This is a genomic window from Rhizobium sp. LCM 4573, from assembly GCF_001854865.1.
Taxonomy (GTDB): Bacteria; Pseudomonadota; Alphaproteobacteria; order Rhizobiales; family Rhizobiaceae; genus Neorhizobium.
On sequence record NZ_MDDW01000002.1, the window covers coordinates 259,162 to 285,580 of the forward strand.

The following is a 26,419-nucleotide window of genomic DNA, read 5'->3' on the forward strand; positions in this document are numbered from 1 at the left end:
CGCCAATTTGAGACCGGGGGGAGAATCTTTCGAATTGAGTCACGGAATCGATTTTTTGTTGCGCAAGGGAATTGGCGACACTATCGATGTTGGCCCCTGAAAGACAACAGCCGCTACGCTCTCGAAGACGGCTGCCCACAAAAAGCTGGAGGAGTTCATGCCCGCGAAAGAGAAGGCCACGGAGAAGGACGTCCGGGCGCGCGCTTCGGTGACGGAACAGGAAGCGCTGGACTTCCACGCGGAAGGCCGACCGGGGAAGCTTGAGATCAACCCCACCAAGCCGATGGCCACCCAGCGCGACCTTTCGCTGGCCTATTCGCCGGGCGTTGCGGTGCCGGTGAAGGCGATCGCCGCCGATCCGGCCACCGCCTACGACTACACAACGCGCGGCAACATGGTGGCGGTGATTTCCAACGGCACGGCAATCCTCGGGCTCGGCAATCTCGGCGCGCTTGCCTCGAAGCCGGTCATGGAAGGCAAGTCCGTCCTCTTCAAGAGGTTTGCCGACGTCGATTCCATCGACCTCGAAGTGGATACCGAGAATGTCGACGAATTCGTCAACTGCGTGCGCTATCTCGGCCCCTCCTTCGGCGGCATCAACCTGGAGGATATCAAGGCGCCGGACTGCTTCATCATTGAAAGCCGCCTGCGCGAGCTGATGGATATCCCTGTCTTCCACGACGACCAGCACGGCACGGCGATCATCGCCGCCGCCGGCCTCATCAATGCGCTGGAACTCACCGGCCGGGACTTCAAGACGACGAAGCTCGTCTGCAACGGCGCGGGTGCGGCGGCGATCGCCTGCATCGAGCTCATCAAGGCGATGGGCTTCAACCCGGACAACATCATCCTTTGCGACACCAAGGGCGTGATCTATCAGGGGCGTGCCGAAGGCATGAACCAGTGGAAATCGGCGCATGCGGTGAAGACCGACAAGCGGACGCTCGCCGAAGCGATGAAGGGTGCCGACGTGGTGTTCGGCCTCTCCCAGAAGGGCGCCTTCACCGAAGAGATGATCCGTTCGATGGCGGAAAAGCCGATCATCTTCGCCATGGCGAACCCGGATCCGGAGATCACGCCGGAGGAGGTCGCCCGCATCCGCGACGATGCGATCATGGCGACCGGACGCTCGGACTATCCGAACCAGGTCAACAACGTTCTCGGCTTCCCCTACATCTTCCGCGGTGCGCTGGACGTGCGCGCCACCCAGATCAACGATGCGATGAAGATCGCCGCCGTTCGTGCACTCGCCAACCTCGCCCGCGAGGACGTGCCGGACGATGTGGCCGCCGCCTACCAGGGCAACCGACCGCGCTTCGGGGCGCAATACATCATTCCGGTACCGTTCGACCCGCGGCTTATCTCGGCGATCCCGGTGGCGGTGGCGCAGGCCGCCATGGAAAGCGGCGTCGCCCAGAAGAACATCGCCGACCTCGCGGCCTACGGGCACGAGCTTTCGGCCCGCCGCGACCCTATGGCCGCAACGACGCAGGGCATTTACGAGCGGGTGCGCCGGTTCCCGAAGCGCGTCGTCTTCGCGGAAGCCGAGGAAGAACAGGTCATGCGCGCGGCGATCTCCTTCTGCCACCAGGGGCTCGGCACCGCGATCCTGCTCGGCCGCGACGACGTGATCCGCACGACCGCCGAAAAGGCCGGCATCGACCTCGACCGCCCCGGCATAGAGATCGTCAACGCCCGCATTTCCGACCGGGTGGATACCTATGTGGACCACCTCTACGCCCGGCTGCAGCGCAAGGGCTTTCTGCTGCGCGACGTGCAGCGGCTGATCCACAACGACCGCAACCATTTCGCGGCCACCATGGTGGCCGTGGGTGACGCGGATGCCATGGTGACGGGTGCGACGCGCAATTACGCGACGGCTCTCCAGGACGTGCGCCGCTGCATCGACGACAAGCCGGGCCACAAGGTGATCGGCATTTCGCTGATGATCTCGCGCGGGCGGACCGTCTTCGTCGCCGATACCGCCGTTCACGACATGCCGAACGCCGAGGATATCGCCGATATCGCGGTGGAGGCGGCACGCGTCGCCAGGCGCATGGGCTATGAGCCGCGCGTGGCGCTGCTGGCCTATTCCACCTTCGGCCAACCGACCGGCGAGCGTTCCGAGCGGGTGCGCGAGGCAGTTAAGATCCTCGACCAGCGGCGTGTCGATTTCGAATATGACGGGGAGATGGCCGCCGACGTGGCCCTCAATCCGCACCGGATGGAGCAATATCCCTTCTGCCGGCTTTCCGGCACCGCCAACGTGCTCGTCATGCCGGCGATTCATTCCGCCTCGATCGCCACCCGCATGCTGCAGGAACTCGGCGGCGCCACCCTGATCGGTCCGCTGCTCGTCGGTCTCGACAAGTCCGTTCAGATCACCTCCATGGGTGCGAAGGATAGCGACATCGTCAACATGGCGGCGATCGCGGCGTATAACGCCGGGACGTGAGGTTCCTTGTATCCGCGCGCCAAGTGGACTAAGTTTAGTGAACTAAGTCCACTTGGGGCGCATTCCATGAAGACGGTCAACATTCATGAAGCCAAAACCCACCTGTCGCGTCTCATAGAAGATGCGGCAAAGGGGGAGCCGTTCGTCATCGCCAAGGCCGGCAAGCCGATGGTCAAGGTGGTGCCGCTGGAGGAAGAGCCGAAGAAAAAGCGACGCATAGGTGTCCTCGATGGACAATTTTTCATTCCCAATGATTTGGACCAGGGAATGGATAAGGAGATCGAGGAGCTGTTTTACGGCAATGGCGCATGAAAGTCCTGCTGGATTCTCACCTTTTGGTGTGGCTCGTTGGAGCATCCTACAGGCTGCCTTTGGACGCTCGCGAAATCATTGAGAACCCGGACCATGAAATCTTCTTCAGTTCGGCCAGTATTTGGGAACTATCGATCAAATATTCGTCCGGAAAAATCGGACTCGAGCTTCCGCCTCGCATGCTCTATCGGGTGCTGATCGAAAGTGACTTCCAGGAACTGGCCGTCACCGCCACTCATGCGCTTGAAGTAGAATTGCTTCAACCGATCCACAAGGACCCGTTCGACCGCATATTGGTCGCACAGAGCATGAGTGAGGGGATGCTGCTGCTCACCTCGGACGAGACGATCGCACAATACAACGGACCGATAAGGCTGGTTCGCTGAGGCGGGACTAGCTCGCGAACCTGCCGGCATCGGCGCCGTAATAGTTGATGTAGCGATCGGAGATCGAGGCGATCGGCAGCACCACGAGAACATCCGTGGTGTTAAAAGCCTGATCGACGACCGCGCCGTTGCCGATCATGGCGCCGAGGCGCAGATAACCCTTGACGAGCGGCGGCATGGCCGAAAGCGCCTTGCGGGCGTTCACCCCTTCGACAGGCATCAGATCCATCTCGCGGTGGAGCTCGGGAAGAGCAGAAACCGCCCATTCGCCCTTCGCGGCCACGTTGTGGTGCAGAAAGGAGAGCGCCAGCGCATGCTCTTCCGGACGCGTGCCGGGGAAGGAGGCGCAGCCGAACATGGCACCCATGCCGTGCTTCAGCGCATAGGCCCAATTGCCCTGCCAGAGAAGCTCCACCGTGCGCTTGGTGCGATAGGCCGGCAGCACGCAGGAACGGCCGAGCTCCATGAACTGCTTGTCGGGATGGCGAGCCAGAAGCGGGGCGATATCGAATTCGGAAGCCGAATAGAAGCCGCCATGGGCGAGCRCAACCTCCTGCCGCAGCAGGCGGTATGTGCCGACGATCTGATCCTCCACATCCCCTTCGATCGCGCGATCGATGACGAGGAGGTGATCACAGATCGCATCATAGGCATCGACGTCGCGGCGGCGGCGATCCGATTCCGCGCCGAGCTGCGCATGCATTTCCTCGGAAAAGACCCTATAGCGCACGGCCTGCGCGGCATCGATCTCGCGCGCATTGCGTGCGAGCCGGGTTTCCAGCGAGCCTATGCGGCCCAGGATATCGGTGTCGGTCGGCGTCAGGGCCGGAGCCTGGGTATCCAGCGTCAATTCACGGTTCAGGAGTTCAATGGTCACGGTGATTCGTCCCGTCCCGGTTGAGATCACCGCCATAAACCATGACTCTGCGACAGGAACGTGACACAGGGTGTCACAATAGGTGCGCCCGCAAGGCGCGTCAACGGGCCTAACGGCGAGTGGCTGCCAGGGCGCCGAGACGCCGCACTTCCTCCAGCAGGCGCCGGGGTTCGACCGGCTTTTCGAGTACGCGGCTCACGCCGTTCGCGAGCAGTTTTCTGCGCGCGGCGTCACTCCCCTCTCCCGTCAGAACGAGAACGGGTACGGGCGAAACGCCGAGGCTCCGCTCCCCCTCGCGCAGGGCGGAAAGCGCCTCCAGCATGGAGCCGCCGGGCATGTGCATATCCGTAAGCAGCAAGTCGGGACGAGCCTCACTCGACAGGGCTTCGGATAGAAGGCTTTCGAAATCCTCGACCAGCCGCACCCGATGTCCCGCCTTCATCAGCACGGCGCGGACGAGCAGCGCGTTCACCGGGTCGTCCTCCCCGAGCAGCACATCTAACCCGCCAGAATCCGGGCTTTCAGACGTTGCCAAACCCTTCGGCTGGCCATCGACGTGCGTATCGCGCGTGCCGAAGCCGCGCAGGCGTCCGCTGAGCACGTCAATCAGGGATTTTTCGCGCAAGGGACGGACGAGCCAGGCATCGTAGAGATCCTGCGGCTGCGATGCCCGTTCCTCCGGGTTTACCAGCAGGATGCGATGCGGCGAGGAGGGGGTGAGTTCGGCTCCGAAGCTCGAAGCCAGCCGGTGATCGACGATGAGATCGGTAAAGGGCTTGCCTTCCGCCGCTGACCTGTCGATCAGCAACTGGACTTCGCCTGCCTCGGTCACATGCCGGYAGCCGCCGCCCAGCGTTTCGATGGTCGAGACGGTTGCCCTGGCGGCAGGCCCGTCCGGCGCCAGGAGCAGCACGCGGGAGCGGGAAAGCAGCAGGGCGCGCACGCCATTGCCCGCCGGTGCATCTTYGGCAAGACGCATCGGAAAACGGATGGTGAAGGTGCTGCCCCTGCCCTTTACGCTGGAAACGGAGAGCGAGCCGCCGAACTCGGCGAGGATGCGCGCCGAAATCGCAAGGCCGAGACCCGTGCCGCCGCTCCTCGCCTCCGCAGCGCCCGTCTGCTCGAATTCACGGAAGATGCGGCCCTGCTCCTCCGTCGTCATGCCGGGGCCGGTATCGACAACGGCGATCACGACATTGCCCTCCTCGGTCCGCACCTGCACCAGCACTCCGCCTTCCGAGGTGAACTTCACCGCGTTGCCGATGACGTTGAACAGGACTTGGCGGATGCGGGCGGGATCGAAATCCAGAAGCTCCGGAAGGTCGGCGGCAAAGGTCGCGGCGACCTCTATGCRCTTCTCGTGCGCACGGTGGGCCAGCATTTCCACGACGCTCTCGATCAACTGGCGGAGGTTTTCGGCGCGGTTGTTCAGCCGAAAGCGGCCGGCCTCCATTGTGGCCTGGTCGAGAAGATCCTCGACCAGCTGCGCCAGYGCATAGCCGGACTGACGGATGCCGCTCAGATAGTTCTGTTGTTCGGCCGTCAGCTTCGTCTGGCCGAGCAGATGCGCCATGCCGAGAATGCCGTTGAGCGGCGTGCGGATTTCGTGGACGACGGTCGCGATCTGCCGGGACTTGGCAGCACTTTGCGCCCTCGCTTCCTGGAGACCGTCGGAAGACCACCAGCCGCGAACGCGGGAAAGGAGGTTTTCGAGCCCGCCACCGGTGTCAACCCTGCCATCCGGCGATGGATTTGTCGGAAGCCGCTCTTGCGCAGACGGTTTATCGCCGCCTCTTGCGACGGAAAATGCGAACGCCTTGGCGATACGATCATGTATGTCGGCAATGCTGCGCATGGGAAAAACTAGCGAAGGTTTCTTCCCAATATTTTCGGTGAATACCTAAGATTTTATGGATTCACCTTCTTCGGGCCGAAGATTTCGTCAAGAATCACCAGAAATGCGCCGATGGAGATAAAGCTGTCGGCCAGATTGAAGACCGCGAAGGACCAGGTCCGCGTATGAAAGAGGATGTAATCGATCACGTGACCCCATAGGAAACCATCGATCAGATTGCCGATGGCGCCGGCGATGATGAGAGCAAAGCCGAGATGGGCGAGCGGGCGGTCCTTCGACGTGCGGCGCCAGAGCCAAAGCACGAAGGCGACGATGACGATGCGCATGCCGACGATGAATTCCCGCTCAAGGCCCGAGAGAAGCGAGAAGGCGACCCCGAGATTATAGGTGCGGTAGAGCGCCAGGAAGGGAAGCAGGCGGACCGGCTCCTCCAGCGGCAGATAGTTTTCGACGGCCATCTTGATCGCCTGGTCGAGGAGGACGGCGAGCACGATGAGGGCCACGGCGACGAGCGGCCGCGAGAGCAAGGCGGGTCGTCCGTTCATTTTGCACCGTCCAGGGAAAGGAGATGGCGGCGGGCTTCGAAGAGCATCACCGCGGTCGCGACCGCGAGGTTGAGCGAATCCGCCCTGCCCTGCTGCGGTATTCGGACCGTGCGGTCGGCAGCGCCCGCAAGATTTTCCGGCAGGCCGGACTGTTCGTTGCCCATCAGGAGCACGACGGGCTTCTTCGCGTAATCCACCATGCGGTAATCCACTGCTCCGGCGAGATGCGTCGCCACCACCTGCGCGCCGGACTTTTTCTGCCAGGCGAGGAAATCTTCCGCCGTGCATCTGACGACCGGCACGGCGAAGACCGAGCCCATGGTGGCGCGCACGGTTTCGAGCGAGAACGGATCGGTGCATTCGCCGACGAGGATGACGCCCGAAGCGCCGGCCGCATCGGCCGTGCGGATGATGGTGCCGAGATTACCGGGATCGCGCACCCTGTCGAGCGCGACGAAGGTGTCGTCGCGGCCGGGCTTCAGATCGGCGAGCGGCTTCCATCGCTGCTCGAAAATGCCGACGACCATCTGCGGATTGTCGCGCCGGGTGATGGCGGAAAGCACTTTTTCGCTGACCTCCAGAACCAGCCCGCCCTTAGCGACGGTTTTAGCGGCAACTTGCTCCACCAGAGGCTTGCCCTTGGCGGCCTTGGAATAGACGAGGGTACGGATATTCCAGCCGAGCTCCAACGCGTCGATGACGAGCTTCAGGCCCTCGGCCATGAAGGTGCCCGTCTCTTCCCGGTCCTTCTTGTTCGAAAGCGCCTTGATATCCTTGATAATGGGATTTGCCAGCGAGGTGATTTCCTTCACCTGGCCGACCCGGCGCGGTCCGGCATTGCGAATATCGTCGGTCATTCCCGTACCCAGCGGCTGAAGAGAGAGGTGGAAAGCGCGCGGCCGAGGCTCTTGCGGTCCAGGCCGGTTTCCCGAATGACGAGCTCGCCCGATTCTACAACACCACCCGCACCGCGCATGGTTTCGCGCATCAGTTCGTGGATGGAATAGAAGCTTGCCCGGATGGAATAGGCGGTCAACACGAGGCCGATCGCCTGCCGATCCAGAAGCTCGCGGCAGACATCCAGCATCAGCGGCAGATGATCGAAGAGCTGCCAGACCTCGCCACTGGGACCACGACCGAATTTCGGCGGATCGGTGAGAATGATATCGTAGCGGTTGCCGCGGCGTTCCTCACGCAGGACGAACTTCATGGCATCCTCGCAGATCCAGCGGATCGGCGCGCGCTCGAGCCCGGAAAGCGCCTGGTTTTCTCGCGCCCAGCCGATCGCCTTCTTCGAGGCATCGACATGGGTGACTTCCGCGCCAGCGGCAGCGGCGACGAGCGAGGCCACGCCGGTATAGCCGAAGAGGTTCAGCACCTTTACCGGGCGTTCCCTTCCCTTTCGGGCTTCCTCGATGCGGCTCTTCATCCACTCCCAATGGACGATCTGCTCGGGGAAGACGCCGACATGCCGAAAGGAGGTGAAGCGGCCGAGAAAATCAACGTCGAGCAGAGAAAGCGGCCAGGTCTCGCCAAGCGCTTCCTTCGGGAAACGCCAGCGGCCCATGCCGTCCTCGTCGGTATCTCCGGTAAACACGGCATCGGCTTTTTCCCAAGCATGGGAGGGCAGCGAGGGCCGCCAAAGCGCCTGGGCTTCCGGCCTGACGATGCGGTAGGGACCGTATTGCTCGAGCTTCAGGCCGTTACCGCTATCGATCAGGTGAAAATCACCGGCGCCGGAGGATTCGAGGATGACCGGCACGCGTTCCGCCGGCCGCTCGCCAGTGCGGACGATGAGAGGGCGCTGTTCGACGGGAGGCGGGGCCGGCGTCTTCGCGGCCTTTTCCGGAATAGCGCCACGGGCTTTCGCGGCCRGAGCGTCCTTCCTTGTCGGGCGCCTCGTATCGCCGCTTCCGGCTTTCGCCCCCGGCTGTCTCTGCCTGTTCTTCAATGCCTCGATCCGCTCATGTTCGTATCCGCTGGAGCAAATAGCACCTAGGTCCACCTTGGCAAAGCGCTTTCACCTGCCCTAATCTTTCCGGGAACACAGGGAGGGTTTCATGGAGATTACCGGCGAAGAGCGCATATCGGCACCCCGCGACGTCGTGTGGAGGGCGCTGAACGATCCCGAGATCCTCAAGCAGTGCATTCCCGGCTGCCAGAGCCTGGAGCGGAATTCGCCGACGGAACTTGCCGCCGTGGTAAGGGTCAAGATCGGACCGGTCTCTGCGAACTTCAACGGAGAGGTGACGCTCAGCAATGTCAACGCACCGGAAAGCTACACGATAACCGGCGAAGGCAAGGGCGGGATCGCCGGCTTCGCCAAGGGTTCCGCCGACGTGACGCTGACGGAGGATGGAGGCGAGACCCTGCTGCGCTACACCGCCACGGCGCAGGTGGGCGGCAAGCTTGCGCAGCTCGGCTCGCGCCTGATCGGCTCCGCCTCGCAGAAGCTCGCCACGCAATTCTTCGCCGATTTCAACTCGGCCGTCGGGGCCGAGCCGGCAACGGTTTAATTCATTTCCCGGTAGCAATCCCCTAGGGAGACGGCAGCTGCGGAGAGTTCGTGGCCTGGACCGCGGCGGCCTTGTGGCGATCCGCCTCCGCCTGCCAGCGGATGACCTCACGCGCTTCCTTGCGCGCCTGCTTGCGGTATTTGCCCTGTGCCCACCAGGTCGCGGCCGAGCCGATCAGCATTCCGAACATGAGGGCGACGAACAGAAACAGGAAGAACGGCGCGCTGACCGAAAGCACTCCATCTTCCGGACGGAACGGGTTCAGCGCCAGCGTCACCACCTGCCGGTTGGCGACCGCAAGCACGATCAGCACGATGCCGAGCGGCACAAATACCGCGAGATTGACGATTTTCCTGACCTTGTCCATCAAACCTCCGCAAAACACGTCCGATGCAGGATAAGGATGCGGCGGCGGGTTTCAAGAGCGGCGGATGGCCGCTGCCGGCTCAATCGGCGTCGCCATCATCGGCGAGATCGGGGTTGAGGCGCTCGCGGAGCTCCTTGCCGGTCTTGAAGAACGGCACCCATTTCTCCTCCACGAAGACAGTCTCCCCCGTGCGCGGGTTGCGGCCCGAGCGCGAGGGACGGTTCTTCACGGAGAAGGCTCCGAAGCCGCGCAACTCGACGCGGTTTCCAGCTGCCAAGGCATCGGTGATCTCATCGAGCACGGCATTCACGATGTTCTCGACGTCGCGGTGATAGAGGTGCGGATTTCGTGCCGCAACGATCTGCACCAATTCGGACTTGATCACGGTTGCCCCCTGAAAGAATTAGATTTTCAACCGCGACCAACCTGCCAAACGGAGACAAGACCGTCAAGAAACAACTTATCGGTGCCCCAGGTGTCGAGCCGCGTCGCTCCAAGCATTTCCCCCAGTCCGGTCATGCGCAGGAACTCGGCCATCGCGCTCGCGAACCAGAAGGATGAGGAGGAGCTTTTCTCCTTCCACTCGACGATCGGAAGGTCCTCCGAGATGCCGCGGGTCTCCAGATAGGAGCGGATCTCCGGCTCGCCTCCGAGCGTATCCACCAGCTTGGCCGAAAGGGCCTGGCGTCCGGTGAGGATCGAGCCGTCCGACAGACRCAAGGCTTCCTCGCGCGGCAGCTTGCGGCGATCGGCGACGAGATCAACGAACCAGTCGTAGCTGTCCATAATCATGGAGCGGATCATCGCCTGCGCCTCGGGGCTCGCCTCGTGGAACGGAGAGGGCTCGGCCTTCAACGGCGCGGACTTGATCTCCTCGAGCGAAATGCCGAGCTTCTCCATCATTCCGGAGACCTGCGGATACTGGAAGATCACGCCGATCGAACCGGTGATGGAGCTTTCGCCCGCGACGATCGTGTCGCCGGCGGTCGCGATCATGTAGCCCGCGGAGGCCGCAAGCGTGCGGATATCGGAGACGACGGGCTTCTTTTCCGCCACTTCGCGGATAGCCTTGAAGATGCGTTCGCCGCCATAGGTCGTGCCGCCGGGAGACGAGATCGAGACGATCAATGCCTTGGCACTGTCGCTTTCGGCGATTCGGTCGAGGCGCTCCAGGAGTTCGTCGCTATCCTGTATGAGGCCGGTGATCTTGATGCGCGCGACATGCGGTCGCGCCGAACCCGCCTCATCGGCAAAGCCGTAGCGGTAAAGCGAAAATCCGATACCGACGAGAAGAAGGAGTGCGGCGACGCGCCAGAAGCTCAGTTTCCGGCGCAATTGCCGCCGGTCCACGATTGCCATTTGATCCATAAAACCTGTCCTTCATTTGCGACCATGCCCAAATAGGCATCTGGCCGCCCGCTTCATCGGGTGATATCACGATTTTGTGTCGGCCATTATTGTTTGTTGATGAATTTAAACCATATTGACAGGCGAAAGCGCTGACCCCAGTTCCCACCCGCATCTCCCGATGCAGGGGAGAGTTGCGCGCGAAAAGGACGACATTCGCATATATGCTGCAGATACTTCGAAGAGCAACGGGCCTCTCGGCGGCCCTCGGAATGTATGGCGACGCCTATGAGGCGGCGCTTGCCCATTCCGAACGCGTCCGCAGGATGAAAGTCCTGCTGCCGGTGGCGGCCGGCCTGATTTCCGCTGCCTTCATCGTGGTCGCGATCGTCCGCGCCTATCTGCCGGACGACGTGTCGATCGCAAGCGCCACGATCGAGAACGGCATGATCGTGATGGAGCGGCCGGCGATCGCGGGGCGGAACGGCGACGGCATCAGCTATTCCATGACGGCGACGCGCGCGCTGCAGGATATCGCAAATCCCAACATGATCACGCTGGAAAACGTCAAGGCGGCAGTGCCGATGCGCGAGGACGTGATCGCGCGGGTGACCGCCGCGGGCGGCATCTTCGACCGCGGAACGGACAAGCTGCAAATGACCCATCCCTTCGATGTGGACCTCAGCAACGGCGTCACCGCGCATTTCCAGTCGGCCTTCCTTGACATCCACGCTGGAACAATGGAGACCTCCGATCGCGTCTCGATCTCGAGTGATAAATCTTCGATTGTTGCACAGTCGCTGAAGATAACGGATAAGGGACGTAACATCACCTTCGCGGGTCAGGTTCTCGTCAACGTCGACCCGGTCGCGATTCGCAACAAAGAAAACTAGGGCCCGGCCGCCATGAGCTATCGCCGCTTCCTTATCCAGAACACCGCGGTCGCGATCGCGGCAGGTTTCATCGCCTGCTCGCTTTCGGTTTCCGCTCATGCGCAGGCAACCACCAGCCAGATGGAAGGCTTGAAGCTTTCCAACGACCAGCCGATCCAGATCGCGAGCGACCAGCTCGAGATCAAGGAGCAGGAAAAGAAGGCCTATTTCACCGGCAATGTGAAGGTCGTTCAGGGCACCACCACCATGCGGGCCGGCAAGATGATCGTGCTCTATCGCGGCGAGGGAAGCGCGGCGATGACCGCCGGCAACGCCGATATCGACAAGATATTCCTGGAGCAGACCGTGCTCCTGACCTCGGGCACCCAGCAGGCCTCGGCCGAGAAGGGCGAGTTCGACATGGCCACGCAGATCTTCGTGCTTTCCGGCAAGCAGGTGGTTCTGTCGGACGGGCCGAACGTTTTCAAGGGTTGCAAGCTCACCGTGCGGATGCAGACGGGCGAAGCCAAGCTCGACAGCTGCGGCGGACGCGTCGAGATCCTGCTCGATCCGAAATCCCGACAGCAGCAACGCTAAGGCCTGTCGTGAAAATACCCCTGCTATCCAACCTGACGGCGCGCAAGCCGCGCCCCCCCGAACTTTTCAACGTACGCGACAAGACGCGTTACGAGGGAACGCTCGTGGCCCACGGGCTCTCGAAGAGCTACGACTCGCGGCGCGTCGTCAACGGCGTCTCGCTCGTCGTCCGGCGCGGGGAGGCCGTGGGGCTGCTCGGGCCGAACGGGGCAGGCAAGACCACCTGTTTCTACATGATCACCGGCCTGGTTCCCGTGGACCAGGGCATGATCGCCATCAACGGCAACGACGTGACGCGCATGCCGATGTATCGGCGCGCCCGGCTCGGCGTCGGCTACCTGCCGCAGGAAGCATCGATCTTCCGCGGGCTGACGGTGGAGCAGAACATCCGCGCGGTGCTCGAGGTCCACGAACCGGACCGCGACAAACGTGAGCGCAAGCTCGACGAGCTCCTGGAAGAATTCCACATCAGCAAGCTTCGCAAGTCGGTGGCGGTGGCGCTTTCCGGCGGTGAGCGGCGGCGCCTGGAAATCGCCCGCGCGCTGGCGACCGACCCGGCCTTCATGCTGCTCGACGAACCCTTTGCCGGCGTCGACCCGATTTCGGTCGCCGATATCCAGAACCTCGTGCGGCATCTGACGGCGCGCGGCATCGGCGTGCTGATAACGGACCACAATGTCCGCGAGACATTGGGCCTGATCGACCGGGCCTATATCATCCATGCGGGCGAAGTGCTGACCCATGGGCGGGCCGACGACATCGTGAACAACCCCGATGTCCGCCGCCTCTATCTGGGCGACAAGTTCAGCCTGTAGAGATCAAGATTCGCCCTGCGGGCGCTTGACCAAATCTTTCAAAAAAGCAATTCTCGTGCCAAGTATATTTCAGCCCCGGCAGAAGGGTTGAGTATAACTGCAACCAGCATCCATGCAGGCCCATTTCAAGGGGTTGAACGGGAGTTTCGCGTCCATCATGGCCTTGTCCGCCAGTCTTTTGCTGCGCCAGACCCAGTCGCTCGTGATGACGCCGCAACTGATGCAGTCGATTCAACTGCTGCAGATGACGCATTTCGAGCTGGTTCAGTTCATCGCGCAGGAGGTGGAGAAAAATCCCCTGCTCGAAATTGCATCAGGTGACGGCGATACGGACACGGAAATCGCCTTTGCGGACGAGGACGCCTTCGCATCCGGCGAAACGGGCGGCGACGACGCGGGAGGATCGGCGGAGGCGGATGCAAACGAGGCCTGGTACGAGCGGGCGCCCGTCACGACGGCCGAGCGGCTCGGCGAACTCGATGCCGGTTTCGAAAACATCTTTCCCGACGATGGGCCGCCGCGAAAGGCCGACGCGCCGGAGCTGCTGAGCCAATGGAAATCCATGCCCGGCGGAGAGGCCGGGGACGATTACGACCTCGACGACTTCGTTGCCGGCCAGGTGACGCTGAGAGACCACCTCAATCAGCAGATCCCGTTTACGCTCGACAATGCGACCGACCGGCTGATTGCGCAGCATCTGATCGAACAACTGGACGAGGCCGGCTATTTTTGCGGCGATCTCGACGAAATCGCGGAGCGCCTCGGCAAGCAGCCGCAAGAGCTGGAAACCCTCCTTAAATCGCTGCAGACGCTTGATCCGCCGGGCATCTTCGCCCGTTCCCTGAGCGAGTGCCTTGCGATCCAGCTCAGGCAGAAGAACCGGTTCGATCCCGCCATGGAGGCGCTTACCGGGCACCTGGAACTGCTCGCCAAACGGGATTTCGCGACACTCAGGAAGCTCTGCGGCGTCGATGAGGAAGACCTCATCGACATGCTGGCGGAAATCCGCAAGCTGAACCCGAAACCGGGCGCCGGCTTCGAGCGCGGCGCCTTCGAGGCGATCGCGCCGGACATCATCGTGCGCGATGCGCCGGACGGCGGATGGCTGGTGGAACTCAATCCGGACACGTTACCGCGCGTTCTCGTCAATCAGGCCTATTACCGTACGATTTCAAAGACTTGCGCCAAGCAGAGCGAGGATCAGAATTTCCTTTCGGAATGCATGCAGAACGCAAGCTGGCTGACGCGCAGCCTCGACCAGCGGGCCCGGACCATCATGAAGGTAGCGAGCGAGATCGTCCGGCAGCAGGATGCTTTCCTGACACACGGCGTCGACCACATGCGCCCGCTGAACCTCAAGACGGTGGCGGAAGCCATCAAGATGCACGAGTCGACGGTCAGCCGCGTCACCTCCAACAAATACATGCTGACGCCCCGCGGAATGTTCGAACTCAAATATTTCTTCACCGTTTCCATCGGCTCGGCGGAAGAAGGCGGCGACACGCATTCGGCGGAAGCCGTGCGCCATCGCATCCGCGCCCTGATCTCCCAGGAGACACCGGACGCGGTGCTCTCCGATGACGACATCGTCATGAGCCTGAGGCGTGGCGGCGTGGAACTCGCCCGCCGGACGGTCGCCAAATACCGGGAGGCGATGAACATCCCCTCCTCCGTGCAGCGCCGCCGGGAAAAGCGGGCGCTTGCCAAAGTGGCGGCCTATTGAGCAGGCTGATCCGGGGATCGGGCGCCTCGAGAAAGCCCGGAGTTCGCCATCATCGAGGCGGCGGTTGACATTTGCATGGGAGGGGTTTAAGAGCCCGCCGCAATCGCTACGGGGCATCCCGTAGGTTATCCCCATAGCCATAGGCTTTTAGGCGCAAATTGGTCTTGGCCTGTGTGAATCGCTTGGATGAGGGGACGGCTTGGCGTAGACTGGAACACGCAAGTCACGACAAGAAGGAAGAACTCCATGAGTGTGCGTGTATCCGGTAAGCATATGGAAATTGGCGACTCGTTCCGTCAAAAGATCGAAAGCCAGATCGGAGATGCGGTTACCAAGTACTTCGATGGGGGGTATGCTGGCCAGGTCATCGTAGAGAAGTCCGGTTCTCGTTTTTCAGCCGATTGCAAGATCCATCTCGACACCGGGATCGTGCTGCATGCGGCCGGCGAGGCCAATGACCCGCAAGGCAGCTTCGACGCCGCGGCGGAGCGGATCGAGAAGCGCCTGCGCCGCTACAAACGGCGACTGAAGGATCATCACGCCGGCAATTACACGAACGGCCATGCCGAGATCGCCTATACGGTCATGGATGCCGTATCGGAAGCGGAGGATGAAATTCCTGAGGATTTCGCGCCGACCATCGTTGCGGAAAGCTCAAAACCGATAAAGACCATGTCGGTAGCAACCGCCGTGATGGCACTGGACATGACCGATGAACCGATTCTTCTTTTCCGCAGCCCCGGCAAAGAGCAGCTCAACATCGTTTATCGCCGCAACGACGGCAATATTGGCTGGATCGATTCCACCAAGATCAAAGGATAACAATCCCCGGGAGAGCGTCGGGTCCGACGCGCTCCTTCGCCCTCTGGCGGCACGAAGGATGAAAAGAATGGCATTGGCAGATCTGCTGCAACAAGATGCGATTATCCCTGCCCTGAAAGTGAATTCCAAGAAGCAATTGCTGCAGGAACTGGCTGTGAAGGCGGCCAAACTTACAGGCGTACCCGAAAGGGAAATATTCGACGTCATCCTGCAGCGGGAGAGACTGGGCTCCACCGGCGTTGGCCATGGCATCGCCATCCCGCACGGCAAGCTGGGCAGCATCTCCTCCATCAAGGGAATTTTCGCACGGCTGGAAACGCCGGTCGATTTCGAGGCGCTCGACGACGAGCCGGTCGATCTGGTCTTCCTGCTGCTGGCTCCGGAAGGCGCCGGCGCCGATCACCTGAAGGCCCTGTCGCGTATCGCCCGCGTGCTGCGCGACCAGGAATTGGTGGCGAAGCTGCGCAAGACCGATTCCGCGACCGCCATCTATGCCTTCCTCAACGAGGAACAGGCTTCCAACGCGGCCTGACGGCTATTTCAGACGCAAGACAAGCCATCGCCCCGGCGCCCATGAGCGCCGGGGCGATGGCTTTTTGCGGCGATTTTCTTGATGATACGAGCGGGATAACGGCAAAAATATAGGCCGCGGCGCCGATCTGACGCCACGGCCTATCTATGTTTCGAGACCGACTGAGCCGTATCAGTCGTTCTTCTGACCGGATGCGGTTTCGGAAACCGGCGCCTCCGCCTTTGGCCCACCCTTGGCGACGCCGACAAGCGCCGGACGCAGCACGCGCTCGCCGATCGTATAGCCTGCCTGCACGACCTGCATGACCGTGTTGTTCGGCACTTCGGCATTCGGAATTTCGAACATGGCCTGATGGAAATGCGGATCGAACTTCTCGCCTTCCGCCTCGATCTTCTTCACGCCGTGTCGTTCCAGCGCCGAAAGCATCGAGCGCTCGGTCATTTCCACGCCTTCGAGAAGCGTGGTCAAGCCTGCATCGGCAGCCGCGCGCATTTCCGTCGGAACGGCATCCAGTGCGCGGCGCAGATTGTCGGAGACAGCCAGCATGTCGCGGGCAAAGCCGGCGACGGAATAGGACTTGGTATCCTTGATCTCCCGCTCGGTGCGGCGACGTAAGTTATCCATGTCCGCAGCCAGACGCAGGAAGCGGTCACGCAGGTCCGCATTCTCGGCCTTCAACACTTCCAGCGGATCGGGCTCGGCCAGCACTTCGGCCGCTGCCTCGCTCTCGGCATTCGCATTGGCCGCGTCCTCCAGGGCGGACGCCACGGCTTCCGCCGAGTTTTCGGCGGCGGTTGCGTCAGGTCCGTGCTTCTTGGTTTCGTCGGTCATGACGTACTCCGGTTGTTCTTATCTTGATTTCGAGCCCGATATCGAGGTTTGCCGTGAAAAAATCAAGGCTTTGCGGGCAGGTTGGATATCTCGTCAGAGGGGATTGCGCGAAAGCCGGGCAAGAAGCTGGGCGGTATAGTCGACCATCGGCACAATGCGGGAATAGTTGAGCCGCGTGGGACCGATCACTCCGACGGCGCCGACGATACGATCCTCGCCATCGCGATAGGGCGCGACGATGAGCGAGGAGCCGGAAAGCGAGAACAGCTTGTTCTCCGAGCCGATGAAGATACGCACGCCCGGCCCGCTTTCAGCGAGATCGAGGATATCGAGAAGGCTTTCCTTCTTTTCCAGATCATCGAACAGCAGCCGCAGCCGGTCGAGATCGTCCACGCCGACCAGACCTTCCAAAAGGTTGCCGCGGCCGCGGACGATGAGCTGCATGGGCTTGCCGTCCTGGCTATCGCCCGACCAGACGGCGAGACCTCGCTCAACGAGATCCTGCGAGAGCGAATGAAGCTCCGTCTGCACCTCTTCCTTCAGCTCCTGCAGCTGGGTGCGCAGTTCCGGCAGGGTCTGGCCCGTCAGATGCGCATTCAGGAAGTTCGCGGCCTCGGTGAGCTGTGAAGACGTCACACCCGCCGGCAGGTCGATGATGCGGTTTTCGACCTGATTATGCTCGCCGACCAGGATGGCCAGCGCCTTTGTCGGTTCCAGGCGAATGAATTCGACGTGCTTCAGCACCGGGTCGCTCTTCGACGTGATGACGATGCCCGCGCCGCGCGAGACGCCGGAAAGCATGCGGCTCGCCTCGCTCATCAGGCTTTCGATCGGCTGGTCGCGATCGTCCGGCCGGATCTGCCGCTCGATATTGCTCCTTTCCTCTTCGGAAAGATCGCCGATCTGCATGAAGGCATCGACGAAGAAGCGCAGGCCCGACTGGGTGGGCAGGCGGCCGGCGCTGATATGCGGCGAATAGATGAGACCCAGCGCCTCCAGATCGCTCATGACGTTGCGCACGGAAGCGGGAGAAAGGGATATGGGCAGCAGGCGGGAAAGATTGCGGGAGCCGAGCGGTTCGCCGGTTTCCAGATAGCTTTCGACGATGCGGCGGAAGATTTCCCGCGAGCGGTCGTCGAGCGCTGAGGCATTGTCCCTGGCCATCGGTGCCGAAAAACCCATAAGCCGTTCCACCATATCCTTGGTTCAACCCCGGAAAATATAATCATTCAAACCGGCCGGCAAAAGGGAAATCGGCGGACTTCCGCTCGCCGGCAAGGCGGTGCCCACGGCTTTTTCTTTGCAAAATGCGGCCGCGGGCCGTAGAAGGCGATACCCTACTCTCTCAGGAGCAACGAATGCGGCCTTCAGGCAGAAAAACCGATCAGATGCGCAAGATTTCCTTCGAGCGCAACTTCTCGAAACATGCGGAGGGCTCCTGCCTCGTCAAATTCGGCGATACCCATGTGCTTTGCACGGCAAGCCTCGAGGAGAAGACGCCGCCGTGGCTGCGCAACAGCGGCAAGGGCTGGGTGACGGCCGAATACGGCATGCTGCCGCGCGCCACCGGCGAGCGCATGAAGCGCGAGGCGGCATCCGGCAAGCAGGGCGGTCGCACCCAGGAAATCCAGCGCCTGATCGGCCGCAGCTTGCGTGCCGTCGTCGATCTCGAAGCGCTCGGCGAAAAGCAGATCACCATCGATTGCGACGTCATCCAGGCCGATGGCGGCACCCGCACGGCCGCCATTACCGGCGGCTGGGTGGCGCTCTACGACTGCCTGAAATGGATGGAAGCCCGCTCCATGGTAAAGGTGGAGAAGGTGCTGAAGGACCACGTGGCGGCGATCTCCTGCGGCATCTTCGCGAACCAACCGGTGATCGACCTGGATTACCTGGAGGATTCAGCGGCCGAGACGGATGCGAATTTCGTGATGACCGGTTCCGGCGGGATCGTCGAAGTGCAGGGAACGGCGGAGGGCGCGCCTTTCAGCCAGGAAGAATTCCTGAAACTGCTGGCGCTCGCCCAGGCGGGCACTCAGGAACTGGTGGCGCTGCAGAAACAGACGATCGGGTAAAAATCATACCCCTCAGCCGAACCATCTCCCTGCAGGCGTGGTGAGAATGACGGCAGCCTGATGAGGGGCAAGATGAAAGGCAGGTGCCAGTGATCGAAGGTGTTCTCGAAACCGCGCTCTATGCCGAGGATCTCGATGCAGCGGAGGCCTTCTACGGCGGGGTGCTCGGGCTCGAAAAGATCGCCCGCATCGCCAACCGGCATGTCTTCTTCCGCTGCGGGCCTGGCGTTCTTCTGATCTTCAATCCGGTCGAGACCGCAAAGCCGCCGGAACAGGGATCGCTCCCGGTTCCGCCCCATGGTGCAAGGGGAGCGGGGCATGCCTGCTTCCGGCTTTCGCCCGAAAACCTCGATGCGATGGCGGCGCGCCTGAAAGCCGCCGGCATCACCCTCGAAAGCGATTTCCACTGGCCGAACGGCGCGCGCTCGATCTATTTCCGCGATCCGGCCGGCAACAGCCTCGAATGTTCCGAACCCAAGCTTTGGGATCTTGGATAGGATTTTCAAGAATGCGCAAGCTCGATACCCGCACCATCGTCGTCGCCAGCCACAATGCCGGAAAGATCCGCGAGATCGCCGATCTCATCGGCCCGTTCGGTTTTTCGGCCAAATCCGCCGCGGACCTGAATTTCATAGAGCCGGACGAGACGGGCACGACCTTCGAGGAGAATGCCGCAATCAAGGCGCTCGCCTCGGCCAAGGCTTCCGGCCTGCCCGCTCTCTCGGACGATTCCGGCCTCGTCATCGACGCGCTCGACGGGGCGCCGGGCGTCTATACCGCCAACTGGGCGGAGCGCGAGGACGGCACGCGCGACTTCGCGATGGCCATGGAAAAGGTGGAGAAGGCGCTTTCCGATCGCGACGCGACGACGCCGGAACAGCGGACCGCCCGCTTTGTCAGCGTACTCTGCCTCGCATGGCCGGATGGACATACCGAACTCTTCCGCGGCGAGGTGGAAGGAAAGGTCGTGTGGCCGCCGCGCGGAAGCCAAGGGTTCGGCTACGACCCGGTCTTTCAGCCGGAGGGTTACGACACTACATTCGGCGAGATGAGCGCCGAGGAAAAGCACGGCTGGAAGCCGGGCGACGCGCAAGCACTCTCTCATCGCGCCCGCGCCTTCAAGCGCTTCGTGGAAACCTGCCTGGAGGCATGACGGAATGAACCTCGCCCCCGCCCTCGCACCGGGCCTGCTGCCCGATACTGGGGAGCCGGGCTTCGGGGTCTACGTCCATTGGCCGTTCTGCGCGGCCAAGTGTCCCTATTGCGATTTCAACAGCCATGTGCGCCACCAGCCGGTGGATCAGCCGCGCTTCACCGCCGCATTCCTGACCGAAATGGAATCCATGCGGCGCCTGAGCGGACCGAAGACGGTGACCAGCGTCTTCCTCGGCGGCGGCACGCCCTCTCTGATGGAGCCGGCAACGGTTTCCGCCATTCTCGACGGGATCGCCAGGCAATGGCATGTGCCCGACGGCATCGAGATCACCATGGAAGCCAACCCTTCCAGCGTGGAGGCGGAGCGGTTCCGCGGCTACCGCGCCGCCGGCGTGAACCGCGTCTCGCTCGGCGTGCAGGCGCTCAACGATGCCGATCTCAAATTTCTCGGACGGCTGCATGACGTTGCGGATGCGCTGAAGGCGATCCGGCTGGCGCGCGAAATATTTCCGCGCATGAGCTTCGATCTCATCTATGCACGTCCCAGACAGACGGTGGAGGCCTGGGAGGCGGAGCTTCGGGAGGCGATCTCCTATGCGGTGGACCATCTTTCGCTTTACCAGCTCACCATAGAGGAAGGCACGCCCTTCTACGGCCTGCACAAGGCCGGCAAGCTGATCGTGCCCGATGGTGACCAATCGGCGCTGCTCTATGAAGCCACTCAGGAGATCACCGCTCGCCACGGCCTGCCGGCCTACGAGGTTTCCAACCATGCCCGGCCGGGCGCGGAAAGCCGCCACAACCTCACCTACTGGCGCTATGGCGATTATGCCGGCATCGGTCCCGGCGCGCATGGCCGGCTCACGCGCGGCAGGCAGAAGATCGCGACTTCGACGGAGCGGAGGCCGGAAACCTGGCTCGAGCTTGTGGAGGGCCGGGGCCACGGCATGATCGAAGAGGAAATCCTCGGTTACGAGGAACAGGCTGACGAGCTGCTGTTGATGGGTCTGAGGCTCAAGGAGGGTGTCGATCTTGCCCGCTGGCAGGAGCTTTCCGGCCGCGATCCGGACCCGGTCCGCGAGGAACGGTTGCTGGAGCACGGTTTCATCGAGCGGCTCGGCAATTCCCGCCTGCGCTGCACGCCCTCCGGCATGCTCATCCTTGACGCCGTGGTCGCCGACCTGGCGTGTTGAGAACGGCGATCGCCCCTCAAGGGGAGGAGGGCGGGCGTTTCATCGCGGTGACATGTAGCCAGTCGGTCGGCTGGTTGTCATAGCCGCTCCCTTTGTTCCCGTCGATCTCGATCGAAGCCCAGGGTCTGGCTTCATAAACAGTCCGCARCCACTTCTCCGTGGGATAGTTGTAGTATCGGCCGAGGCTGTCATGGCCCTCCGCCTCCCCCGCCTTGAAGCTGGCGTAAAAGACACCGCCCGGCCTCAGCGCCCGGTGGATGCGGGCAAGAACCTCTTCGAAATCGGCGCGCGGCACATGCAGCAGGCAGGCACTGGCCCAGATGCCGTCGAAAGCTGAAACCGCCTCGATCTCCCCGAAGCGGAGAACCCGCACCGGAATGCCGAGGCGCTGTTCCGCCTCCCGCGCCATTTCCAAGGTGCCGTCGGTCGGCGTCACGCGGAAGCCGCGCTTCAGCATTTCCGCGCTGTCACGGCCGTTGCCGCAGCCGAGTTCGAGGATTTCCGCTCCCGGTTCCAGCCTTTCAAGGAAAGCATCGAGCCTAAGATGGTTCGGGTTCGATGAACTGGCTGCATAGGCGGCGGCGTTATCGGCATAGAAGCGGGAGGTTGGATCGCTTTCCATGCCCCTGGACCTTACTTCTGCGACAGCAGGAGCCTCGCACCGAAGCCGACGAAGACCATGCCGACGGCGAGATCGATCTTCCGGCGCGCCTTCAGATAGGCGGCCGCGACCTTCCTGTGGGTGATGAGGGCAATCAGGATCGTGTAGTAGACGGTCGAGACCGCCACCATCACGGCGATGGCGGCAAGCCCGTATATCCAAGGCGTTCCGGCCGGCATCGTCGCCGCGAAAAGGCTCGCGACGAACAGCGCCGACTTGGGATTTGCAAGATTGGTAGCAAGCCCCATGCGGTAGGCGCTCTTCAGCGAGATCTCCCGAGGAGCCGCCGCAAGTCCCTCCGTCGCGGCAGGCTTGCGGAAGCTCCAGAAGATGCGCAGGCCCAGCCAGACGAGATAGAGACCGCCAACGATCTTGAGCGCCAGATAGGCGAAGGGAGCCGCCTGGAACAGCACGTTAATGCCGAGCCAGCCGGCCAGGCCCCAGCAGACGGTGCCGGTGATCGTTCCCATGGCCGCCACGATCGTCACCCGCCGCGAGGCCATCAGCGCATAGCGCATGATGAGCAGCGTGTTGGGCCCTGGCGTAATGGCCGCCACGGCCCATATCATCGCGACGGAAAGCAGGAACATCAATGCCCGTCAGACCTCAAGCGTTGTTCTCGTTGATCAGCCGCTTCAAAAGCTCGATCTCATGGCTGAGCTTAGTATCGGCGGAAATCAATTCCTCGATCTTACGCACCGCATGCAGCACGGTGGTATGATCGCGTCCGCCGAAACGCCGACCGATCTCCGGGAAGGAGCGCGGCGTCAGCGTCTTCGACAGATACATGGCGATCTGGCGCGGCTTGACGATCACGCGGGTCCGCCGGTTCGAGACGAGCTCCTGGCGCGACACATTATAATGCCTTGCGACGATACGCTGAATATCCTCGATGCGAACGCGCTTGGCTTCGCCGGCGCCGACGAGATGGGCAAGCAGCTCCTCCACCCGGTCGAGCGAGAGAGACGGCTCGAACGAACGACGGAAAATGAGCTGGTTGAAGGCGCCTTCGAGTTCGCGTCCGCTGGCGGTCACGCTACGCGCCACATGGGAAAGGATTTCCATGGGAATTTCGAGCGCCGGATCGTCCTGGCGCGCGGCCTTAAGGCGGCCCTTCAGCATTTCGAGGCGCATTTCGTAATCCGGAGCCTCCACCTCGATCGCAACGCCGCCCTGCAGGCGAGAGCGAACGCGGGGATCGAGCGATTCCAGCTCCCAGGGCGCGCGGTCCGCCGCGACCACCACCTGGCGAGCGCTATCAAGCAGCGTGTTGAGCAGGTGGCAGAACTCGTTCTGGATCATCTTGCCCTGCAGGAACTGCATGTCGTCGATGATGAGCAGGTCGATATTGCGCAGCGAGTCCTTCAACGTCAGGGCATCGTTGTCGCGAATTGCCGTGGCGAAGCGCCACATGAAATATTCGGCGGTCAGATAGACCACGCGCGGGGTCCGCGGGCTGCCGATCGCCGCATTGGCGATCGCCTGCAGGAGATGGGTCTTGCCGAGACCGACGCCCGAATGGATGAACAGCGGATTGAAGCGCACCGCGCCCGCGCCGGCTTCCGCAATGGTCTTGGCCGCGGCCAGCGCCACGCGATTGGAAGACCCTTCCACGAAAGTATCGAAGGTGAAGCGGCTGTCGAGCGGAGAGCCGAACAGCGGACCGGCATGGGCCGGACGGGATTGCTGTGCCGCGGCGGGCTGYGGAAACTGGGCAATCTTGCCGATTTCCCTGGCAGCCGRCTGACGGGCGGAATGGGAGCTGACCACCGGAGCGGCTTCGGCTRCAAGCGCGCGTTCTTCGGCCGCCGGCGCACGGGTGCTGCGGCTTGCGCTGCGCACCAGGATTTCCACCTTCAGGATTTCCGGATCTTCCGCCTGGAAGATGCTGGTGATGAGATCGAGATAACGGTTGTTGATCCAGGACTTGAGAAAAGTGGTCGGAACCGTCAACCGCACCACGCTCTTCGAAATGGTGTGAAGCTTCAGACGTCCGAACCAGCTTGCATAGACATCCTGGCCGACCTGCGCCTTCAAACGGGCACTGAACCGCTCAAAAAGAGCATCATGCTTCATTTCCGAGTTTTCCCCCGCCGCCTGGGAATGAAGTGAATCAAGTGCCTGCCGTGCAGGGTCCCCATTGCCTTCTGCACGTGCCGATACGGAATTCATTTGCATTATGCGCCGCCTTCCAAATTTTTTCTGCCGGGCGGTTTTCGTGTTTCCGCCAGGACAAACCTCGTTTCCAGACACAGCAACGTCTTCCCCTCATGAGAGCCGCCGCCGTCCGTTTCATGGCAAATCCCCGCCGCGCTCTTCAGCTGGCCGGGCCGTCATCGGCCGCCTCGGAAAGCGGCCTTGCGTTTACGGGTTTGCTTTACCCGCCCGAGCGCCCCATCCTCGTCATGAGCCGCTCAATATTCCTTCCCTCCTCGTTCTTGCCGAGATCCGCCAAGACCTCTGCTTTGGGCGCAATCGGCCGCTTCCGGAATCCAGACGGATTCCCGGCGAACAACCGACGGTTACGTGAAAACGGAAGACAGATCGTCCGTAACAAAAGGTCAGAAAATCTCACTGCCACCCTCGTCGGGCGGCTGCCGGAAACAATCCTGAAGTGATCCCCGCACCCCTTGCTGGAACGCATTTAGGCAGGATCAAATGCCAAGATCAATGATGAATTTTACGCAAAATTAAGAGGCGGGCGTTGACTCTCACAGCGTGCTTTGAATGTCGCCGGCGGCTCGATGGAGAATCGCTGTTGAATCAATGAGATTCAAAAATGACAGTCGCGTGGCAGCCTTCTCCACGACAAAAAATAAAAATCTTCTTGACTCGGATTGTCGGGCTCAGGATGCGCGCGGGAGAGGCATCAAGTTGCACAACCTCTCACAACCAATTGTTTTTTAATGATAAAATCTGTCACGGCTCTGACACTGAACTGTCAATGAGCCGGGTAAGGATGTGGATAACGTGGAGAATCACGAAAAGCCCGGTCGCGAGACCAGGCTTTCAATCTTGACAGAATTTTGTCGGGATCAGGCCGACAGAGCCTTCACGCGCTGAGCAAGACGCGAGACCTTGCGGGATGCGGTGTTGCTGTGAACCACACCCTTGGAAGCGGCCCGCTGGATTTCCGGCTGGGCAGCCTTGAGGGCTTCGGCAGCAACGGCGGCATCACCGGAAGCGATGGCTTCCTCAACMTTGCGGATGAAGCTGCGGACGCGCGAACGGCGAGTCTTGTTGACTGCGGTACGGCGAGCGATCTTGCGGGTCGCCTTTTTCGCCGAAGTTGTATTGGCCATCTCATGCCTCTCTACGAATTCGAACCAAACTCCACCGTCGCCGCGCCGGTCTCGCGACCTCATCTTCAGCAATTCGGGAGCAATAGAGGAAGCCGTCCAATGGCTTTCCCAACTGTGGGCGGGCATATAACCGGAATGGGCCTGCCAGTCAACGCGCAATTTCTCTCGCCAAGACAGGAAGATGCCGGTTTTACGGGCCTAGGATCGGCGGTGTCCGTCGGCGCCGGTCATTTCTGGCAGGTCGGGCAATAGAATGTCGAACGGCCGGCCTGGGTGATGCGGGCGATCGTGCCGCCGCAGCCGGGCGTGCGGCAGGCTTCGCCTTCCCTGTCGTAGACCGAAAATGAATGCTGGAAATAGCCGAGCGACCCGTCGGTCCGGATATGGTCGCGCAGGGAGGAGCCGCCGGCGGCGACGGCATCGGCGATCACGGCGCGGATCGCCTCCGTCAGGTGGACCAACTCCTTCTTCGGCCGGCCGGTCTTCGTGACCACCGTCCTGGCGGCACGCTTCGGGGAAAGATGCGCCCGCCAGAGCGCCTCGCACACATATATATTGCCGAGCCCGGCAATCACCGTCTGGTCGAGAAGCGCGCCCTTCAAGGGCTGGGCCTTGCCGGAGAAGCGCGCCGCGAGATACTCGGCATCGAGCGTGTTGCCGGTGGGTTCCGGCCCCAGTTCGGCAAAGGCCGGATAAAGATCGAGTTCGCTGCGCTTCCAGAGGTGCATGAAGCCGAAACGGCGCGGGTCATTATAAATGACCTGGGCCGGACCTTTCGCGCCCTCCAGATGGAAGATCACGTGGTCGTGCTTCCCATCCTTCGAGCGGGGATGGTGAAATTCCCCCTGGACGGCTTCCTGCCGCCCCTCCGATATCCTGAACGATCCCGACATGCCGAGATGGGAAATGATCGTCAGATCGTCCTCCAGATCGATGAGCAGATATTTCGCCCGGCGCCCGAGCGCGACGATCCGCCGCCCCCCGACCGCTTCGGCGAAATTTTCCGGCAAGGGAAAGCGCAGATCGGGCCTTCTAAGCTCGAGACGCTCGATCCGAGCCCCTTCCATGGCCGGCTGCAAGCCGCGCCGGACGGTTTCCACCTCTGGCAATTCAGGCATGATTTCCTAACTTCCCGTTCCAACGGCCAGGTTCCTGATCTATAGAACCGCTGGCCCGCATTC

The 26,419-nt window shown here is 61.9% G+C and carries 29 protein-coding genes; 14 read left to right on the top strand and 15 right to left on the bottom strand.

Annotated elements, in window-relative coordinates:
- Positions 1-157 precede the first annotated feature (157 nt).
- From LCM4573_RS06560 to LCM4573_RS06570, 3 genes are all read left to right on the top strand, one after another.
- Positions 158-2,455 carry an NADP-dependent malic enzyme gene (locus LCM4573_RS06560; RefSeq protein WP_071005458.1) on the top strand — a complete coding sequence of 766 codons (2,298 nt, stop codon included), beginning with the start codon at positions 158-160 and terminating at the stop codon, positions 2,453-2,455.
- 66 nt (positions 2,456-2,521) lie between these two features.
- Complete coding sequence (locus tag LCM4573_RS06565; RefSeq protein WP_071005459.1) at positions 2,522-2,767, top strand: type II toxin-antitoxin system Phd/YefM family antitoxin; 246 nt, start codon at positions 2,522-2,524, stop codon at positions 2,765-2,767.
- Positions 2,764-3,153, top strand: a complete 390-nt coding sequence (locus tag LCM4573_RS06570; protein WP_071005460.1) for a type II toxin-antitoxin system VapC family toxin — start codon at positions 2,764-2,766, stop codon at positions 3,151-3,153. The genes LCM4573_RS06565 and LCM4573_RS06570 overlap by 4 nt, the downstream gene beginning before the upstream one ends.
- A gap of 7 nt (positions 3,154-3,160) precedes the next feature.
- On the opposite strand, the gene LCM4573_RS06575 is transcribed toward LCM4573_RS06570, so the two are convergent.
- The 5 genes from LCM4573_RS06575 to LCM4573_RS06595 all read right to left on the bottom strand — a co-directional run bounded on the left by LCM4573_RS06575 (position 3,161) and on the right by LCM4573_RS06595 (position 8,381).
- The gene (locus LCM4573_RS06575; RefSeq protein WP_071005522.1) at positions 3,161-4,030 is read right to left on the bottom strand and encodes a GNAT family N-acetyltransferase; all 870 of its coding nucleotides are present in this window, start codon (positions 4,028-4,030) and stop codon (positions 3,161-3,163) included.
- 109 nt (positions 4,031-4,139) lie between these two features.
- On the bottom strand, positions 4,140-5,885 hold the full coding sequence (locus LCM4573_RS06580; protein WP_071005461.1) for a response regulator: 1,746 nt from the start codon (positions 5,883-5,885) through the stop codon (positions 4,140-4,142).
- Between the two features lie 53 nt (positions 5,886-5,938).
- On the bottom strand, positions 5,939-6,430 hold the full coding sequence (gene lspA / locus LCM4573_RS06585) for a signal peptidase II (RefSeq protein WP_071005462.1): 492 nt from the start codon (positions 6,428-6,430) through the stop codon (positions 5,939-5,941).
- Positions 6,427-7,287 carry an RNA methyltransferase gene (locus tag LCM4573_RS06590; protein ID WP_071005463.1) on the bottom strand — a complete coding sequence of 287 codons (861 nt, stop codon included), beginning with the start codon at positions 7,285-7,287 and terminating at the stop codon, positions 6,427-6,429. Before LCM4573_RS06590 ends, lspA begins: the two co-directional genes overlap by 4 nt.
- On the bottom strand, positions 7,284-8,381 hold the full coding sequence (locus tag LCM4573_RS06595) for a class I SAM-dependent methyltransferase (RefSeq protein ID WP_071005464.1): 1,098 nt from the start codon (positions 8,379-8,381) through the stop codon (positions 7,284-7,286). Before LCM4573_RS06595 ends, LCM4573_RS06590 begins: the two co-directional genes overlap by 4 nt.
- Positions 8,382-8,490: 109 nt before the next feature.
- On the opposite strand from LCM4573_RS06595, the gene LCM4573_RS06600 reads away from it, so the two are divergent.
- Positions 8,491-8,946: a carbon monoxide dehydrogenase subunit G gene (locus tag LCM4573_RS06600; RefSeq protein WP_071005465.1), complete on the top strand. Its 456-nt coding sequence runs from the start codon at positions 8,491-8,493 to the stop codon at positions 8,944-8,946.
- A gap of 22 nt (positions 8,947-8,968) precedes the next feature.
- Here LCM4573_RS06600 and LCM4573_RS06605 read toward each other — a convergent pair whose 3' ends face one another.
- The 3 genes from LCM4573_RS06605 to sppA form a co-directional block, all read right to left on the bottom strand.
- Positions 8,969-9,313 carry a LapA family protein gene (locus LCM4573_RS06605; protein WP_071005466.1) on the bottom strand — a complete coding sequence of 115 codons (345 nt, stop codon included), beginning with the start codon at positions 9,311-9,313 and terminating at the stop codon, positions 8,969-8,971.
- 79 nt (positions 9,314-9,392) lie between these two features.
- Positions 9,393-9,698, bottom strand: a complete 306-nt coding sequence (locus tag LCM4573_RS06610) for an integration host factor subunit beta (RefSeq protein WP_046794075.1) — start codon at positions 9,696-9,698, stop codon at positions 9,393-9,395.
- A gap of 26 nt (positions 9,699-9,724) precedes the next feature.
- Positions 9,725-10,681, bottom strand: coding sequence for a signal peptide peptidase SppA (sppA, locus tag LCM4573_RS06615; RefSeq protein WP_071005467.1), 957 nt, complete (start codon positions 10,679-10,681; stop codon positions 9,725-9,727).
- A 203-nt stretch (positions 10,682-10,884) separates the two neighbouring features.
- Between sppA and lptC the strand changes: the two genes are divergently transcribed.
- From lptC to ptsN, 6 genes are all read left to right on the top strand, one after another.
- A complete protein-coding gene (lptC, locus tag LCM4573_RS06620; protein ID WP_071005468.1) occupies positions 10,885-11,553 on the top strand; it encodes an LPS export ABC transporter periplasmic protein LptC in 669 nt (222 codons plus the stop codon).
- Positions 11,554-11,565: 12 nt separating this feature from the next.
- On the top strand, positions 11,566-12,129 hold the full coding sequence (locus tag LCM4573_RS06625) for an LptA/OstA family protein (RefSeq protein ID WP_071005469.1): 564 nt from the start codon (positions 11,566-11,568) through the stop codon (positions 12,127-12,129).
- A 32-nt stretch (positions 12,130-12,161) separates the two neighbouring features.
- A complete protein-coding gene (lptB, locus tag LCM4573_RS06630) occupies positions 12,162-12,944 on the top strand; it encodes an LPS export ABC transporter ATP-binding protein (protein WP_071005523.1) in 783 nt (260 codons plus the stop codon).
- Between the two features lie 157 nt (positions 12,945-13,101).
- Positions 13,102-14,667 carry an RNA polymerase factor sigma-54 gene (gene rpoN, locus LCM4573_RS06635; RefSeq protein ID WP_071005524.1) on the top strand — a complete coding sequence of 522 codons (1,566 nt, stop codon included), beginning with the start codon at positions 13,102-13,104 and terminating at the stop codon, positions 14,665-14,667.
- Between the two features lie 246 nt (positions 14,668-14,913).
- A complete protein-coding gene (gene hpf, locus LCM4573_RS06640; protein ID WP_046794071.1) occupies positions 14,914-15,489 on the top strand; it encodes a ribosome hibernation-promoting factor, HPF/YfiA family in 576 nt (191 codons plus the stop codon).
- A 67-nt stretch (positions 15,490-15,556) separates the two neighbouring features.
- Positions 15,557-16,021: a PTS IIA-like nitrogen regulatory protein PtsN gene (ptsN, locus tag LCM4573_RS06645; RefSeq protein WP_071005470.1), complete on the top strand. Its 465-nt coding sequence runs from the start codon at positions 15,557-15,559 to the stop codon at positions 16,019-16,021.
- Positions 16,022-16,192: 171 nt separating this feature from the next.
- Here the strand turns inward: ptsN and grpE are convergent, their stop codons facing one another.
- The gene (grpE, locus tag LCM4573_RS06650; protein WP_071005471.1) at positions 16,193-16,852 is read right to left on the bottom strand and encodes a nucleotide exchange factor GrpE; all 660 of its coding nucleotides are present in this window, start codon (positions 16,850-16,852) and stop codon (positions 16,193-16,195) included.
- 93 nt (positions 16,853-16,945) lie between these two features.
- Entirely contained in the window at positions 16,946-18,034 is a 1,089-nt protein-coding gene (hrcA, locus tag LCM4573_RS06655) for a heat-inducible transcriptional repressor HrcA (protein ID WP_071005472.1), read from the bottom strand.
- A gap of 176 nt (positions 18,035-18,210) precedes the next feature.
- Between hrcA and rph the strand changes: the two genes are divergently transcribed.
- From rph to hemW, 4 genes are all read left to right on the top strand, one after another.
- Positions 18,211-18,927, top strand: coding sequence for a ribonuclease PH (gene rph, locus LCM4573_RS06660; protein WP_071005473.1), 717 nt, complete (start codon positions 18,211-18,213; stop codon positions 18,925-18,927).
- 83 nt (positions 18,928-19,010) lie between these two features.
- The gene (locus tag LCM4573_RS06665; protein WP_244505248.1) at positions 19,011-19,424 is read left to right on the top strand and encodes a VOC family protein; all 414 of its coding nucleotides are present in this window, start codon (positions 19,011-19,013) and stop codon (positions 19,422-19,424) included.
- An 11-nt stretch (positions 19,425-19,435) separates the two neighbouring features.
- Entirely contained in the window at positions 19,436-20,080 is a 645-nt protein-coding gene (gene rdgB / locus LCM4573_RS06670; protein WP_071005475.1) for an RdgB/HAM1 family non-canonical purine NTP pyrophosphatase, read from the top strand.
- 4 nt (positions 20,081-20,084) lie between these two features.
- Positions 20,085-21,275, top strand: a complete 1,191-nt coding sequence (hemW, locus tag LCM4573_RS06675; protein WP_071005476.1) for a radical SAM family heme chaperone HemW — start codon at positions 20,085-20,087, stop codon at positions 21,273-21,275.
- Between the two features lie 16 nt (positions 21,276-21,291).
- Here the strand turns inward: hemW and LCM4573_RS06680 are convergent, their stop codons facing one another.
- From LCM4573_RS06680 to mutM, 5 genes are all read right to left on the bottom strand, one after another.
- Positions 21,292-21,897, bottom strand: coding sequence for a bifunctional 2-polyprenyl-6-hydroxyphenol methylase/3-demethylubiquinol 3-O-methyltransferase UbiG (locus LCM4573_RS06680; RefSeq protein WP_071005477.1), 606 nt, complete (start codon positions 21,895-21,897; stop codon positions 21,292-21,294).
- 11 nt (positions 21,898-21,908) lie between these two features.
- Positions 21,909-22,526 (bottom strand): LysE family translocator, encoded by a 618-nt coding sequence (locus tag LCM4573_RS06685; protein WP_071005478.1) that lies wholly within the window; start codon positions 22,524-22,526, stop codon positions 21,909-21,911.
- A 16-nt stretch (positions 22,527-22,542) separates the two neighbouring features.
- Complete coding sequence (gene dnaA / locus LCM4573_RS06690) at positions 22,543-24,114, bottom strand: chromosomal replication initiator protein DnaA (RefSeq protein ID WP_071005479.1); 1,572 nt, start codon at positions 24,112-24,114, stop codon at positions 22,543-22,545.
- Positions 24,115-24,971: 857 nt separating this feature from the next.
- Positions 24,972-25,238, bottom strand: a complete 267-nt coding sequence (gene rpsT / locus LCM4573_RS06700; protein WP_071005525.1) for a 30S ribosomal protein S20 — start codon at positions 25,236-25,238, stop codon at positions 24,972-24,974.
- 227 nt (positions 25,239-25,465) lie between these two features.
- Positions 25,466-26,356: a bifunctional DNA-formamidopyrimidine glycosylase/DNA-(apurinic or apyrimidinic site) lyase gene (gene mutM / locus LCM4573_RS06705; protein WP_071005481.1), complete on the bottom strand. Its 891-nt coding sequence runs from the start codon at positions 26,354-26,356 to the stop codon at positions 25,466-25,468.
- Positions 26,357-26,419 lie beyond the last annotated feature (63 nt).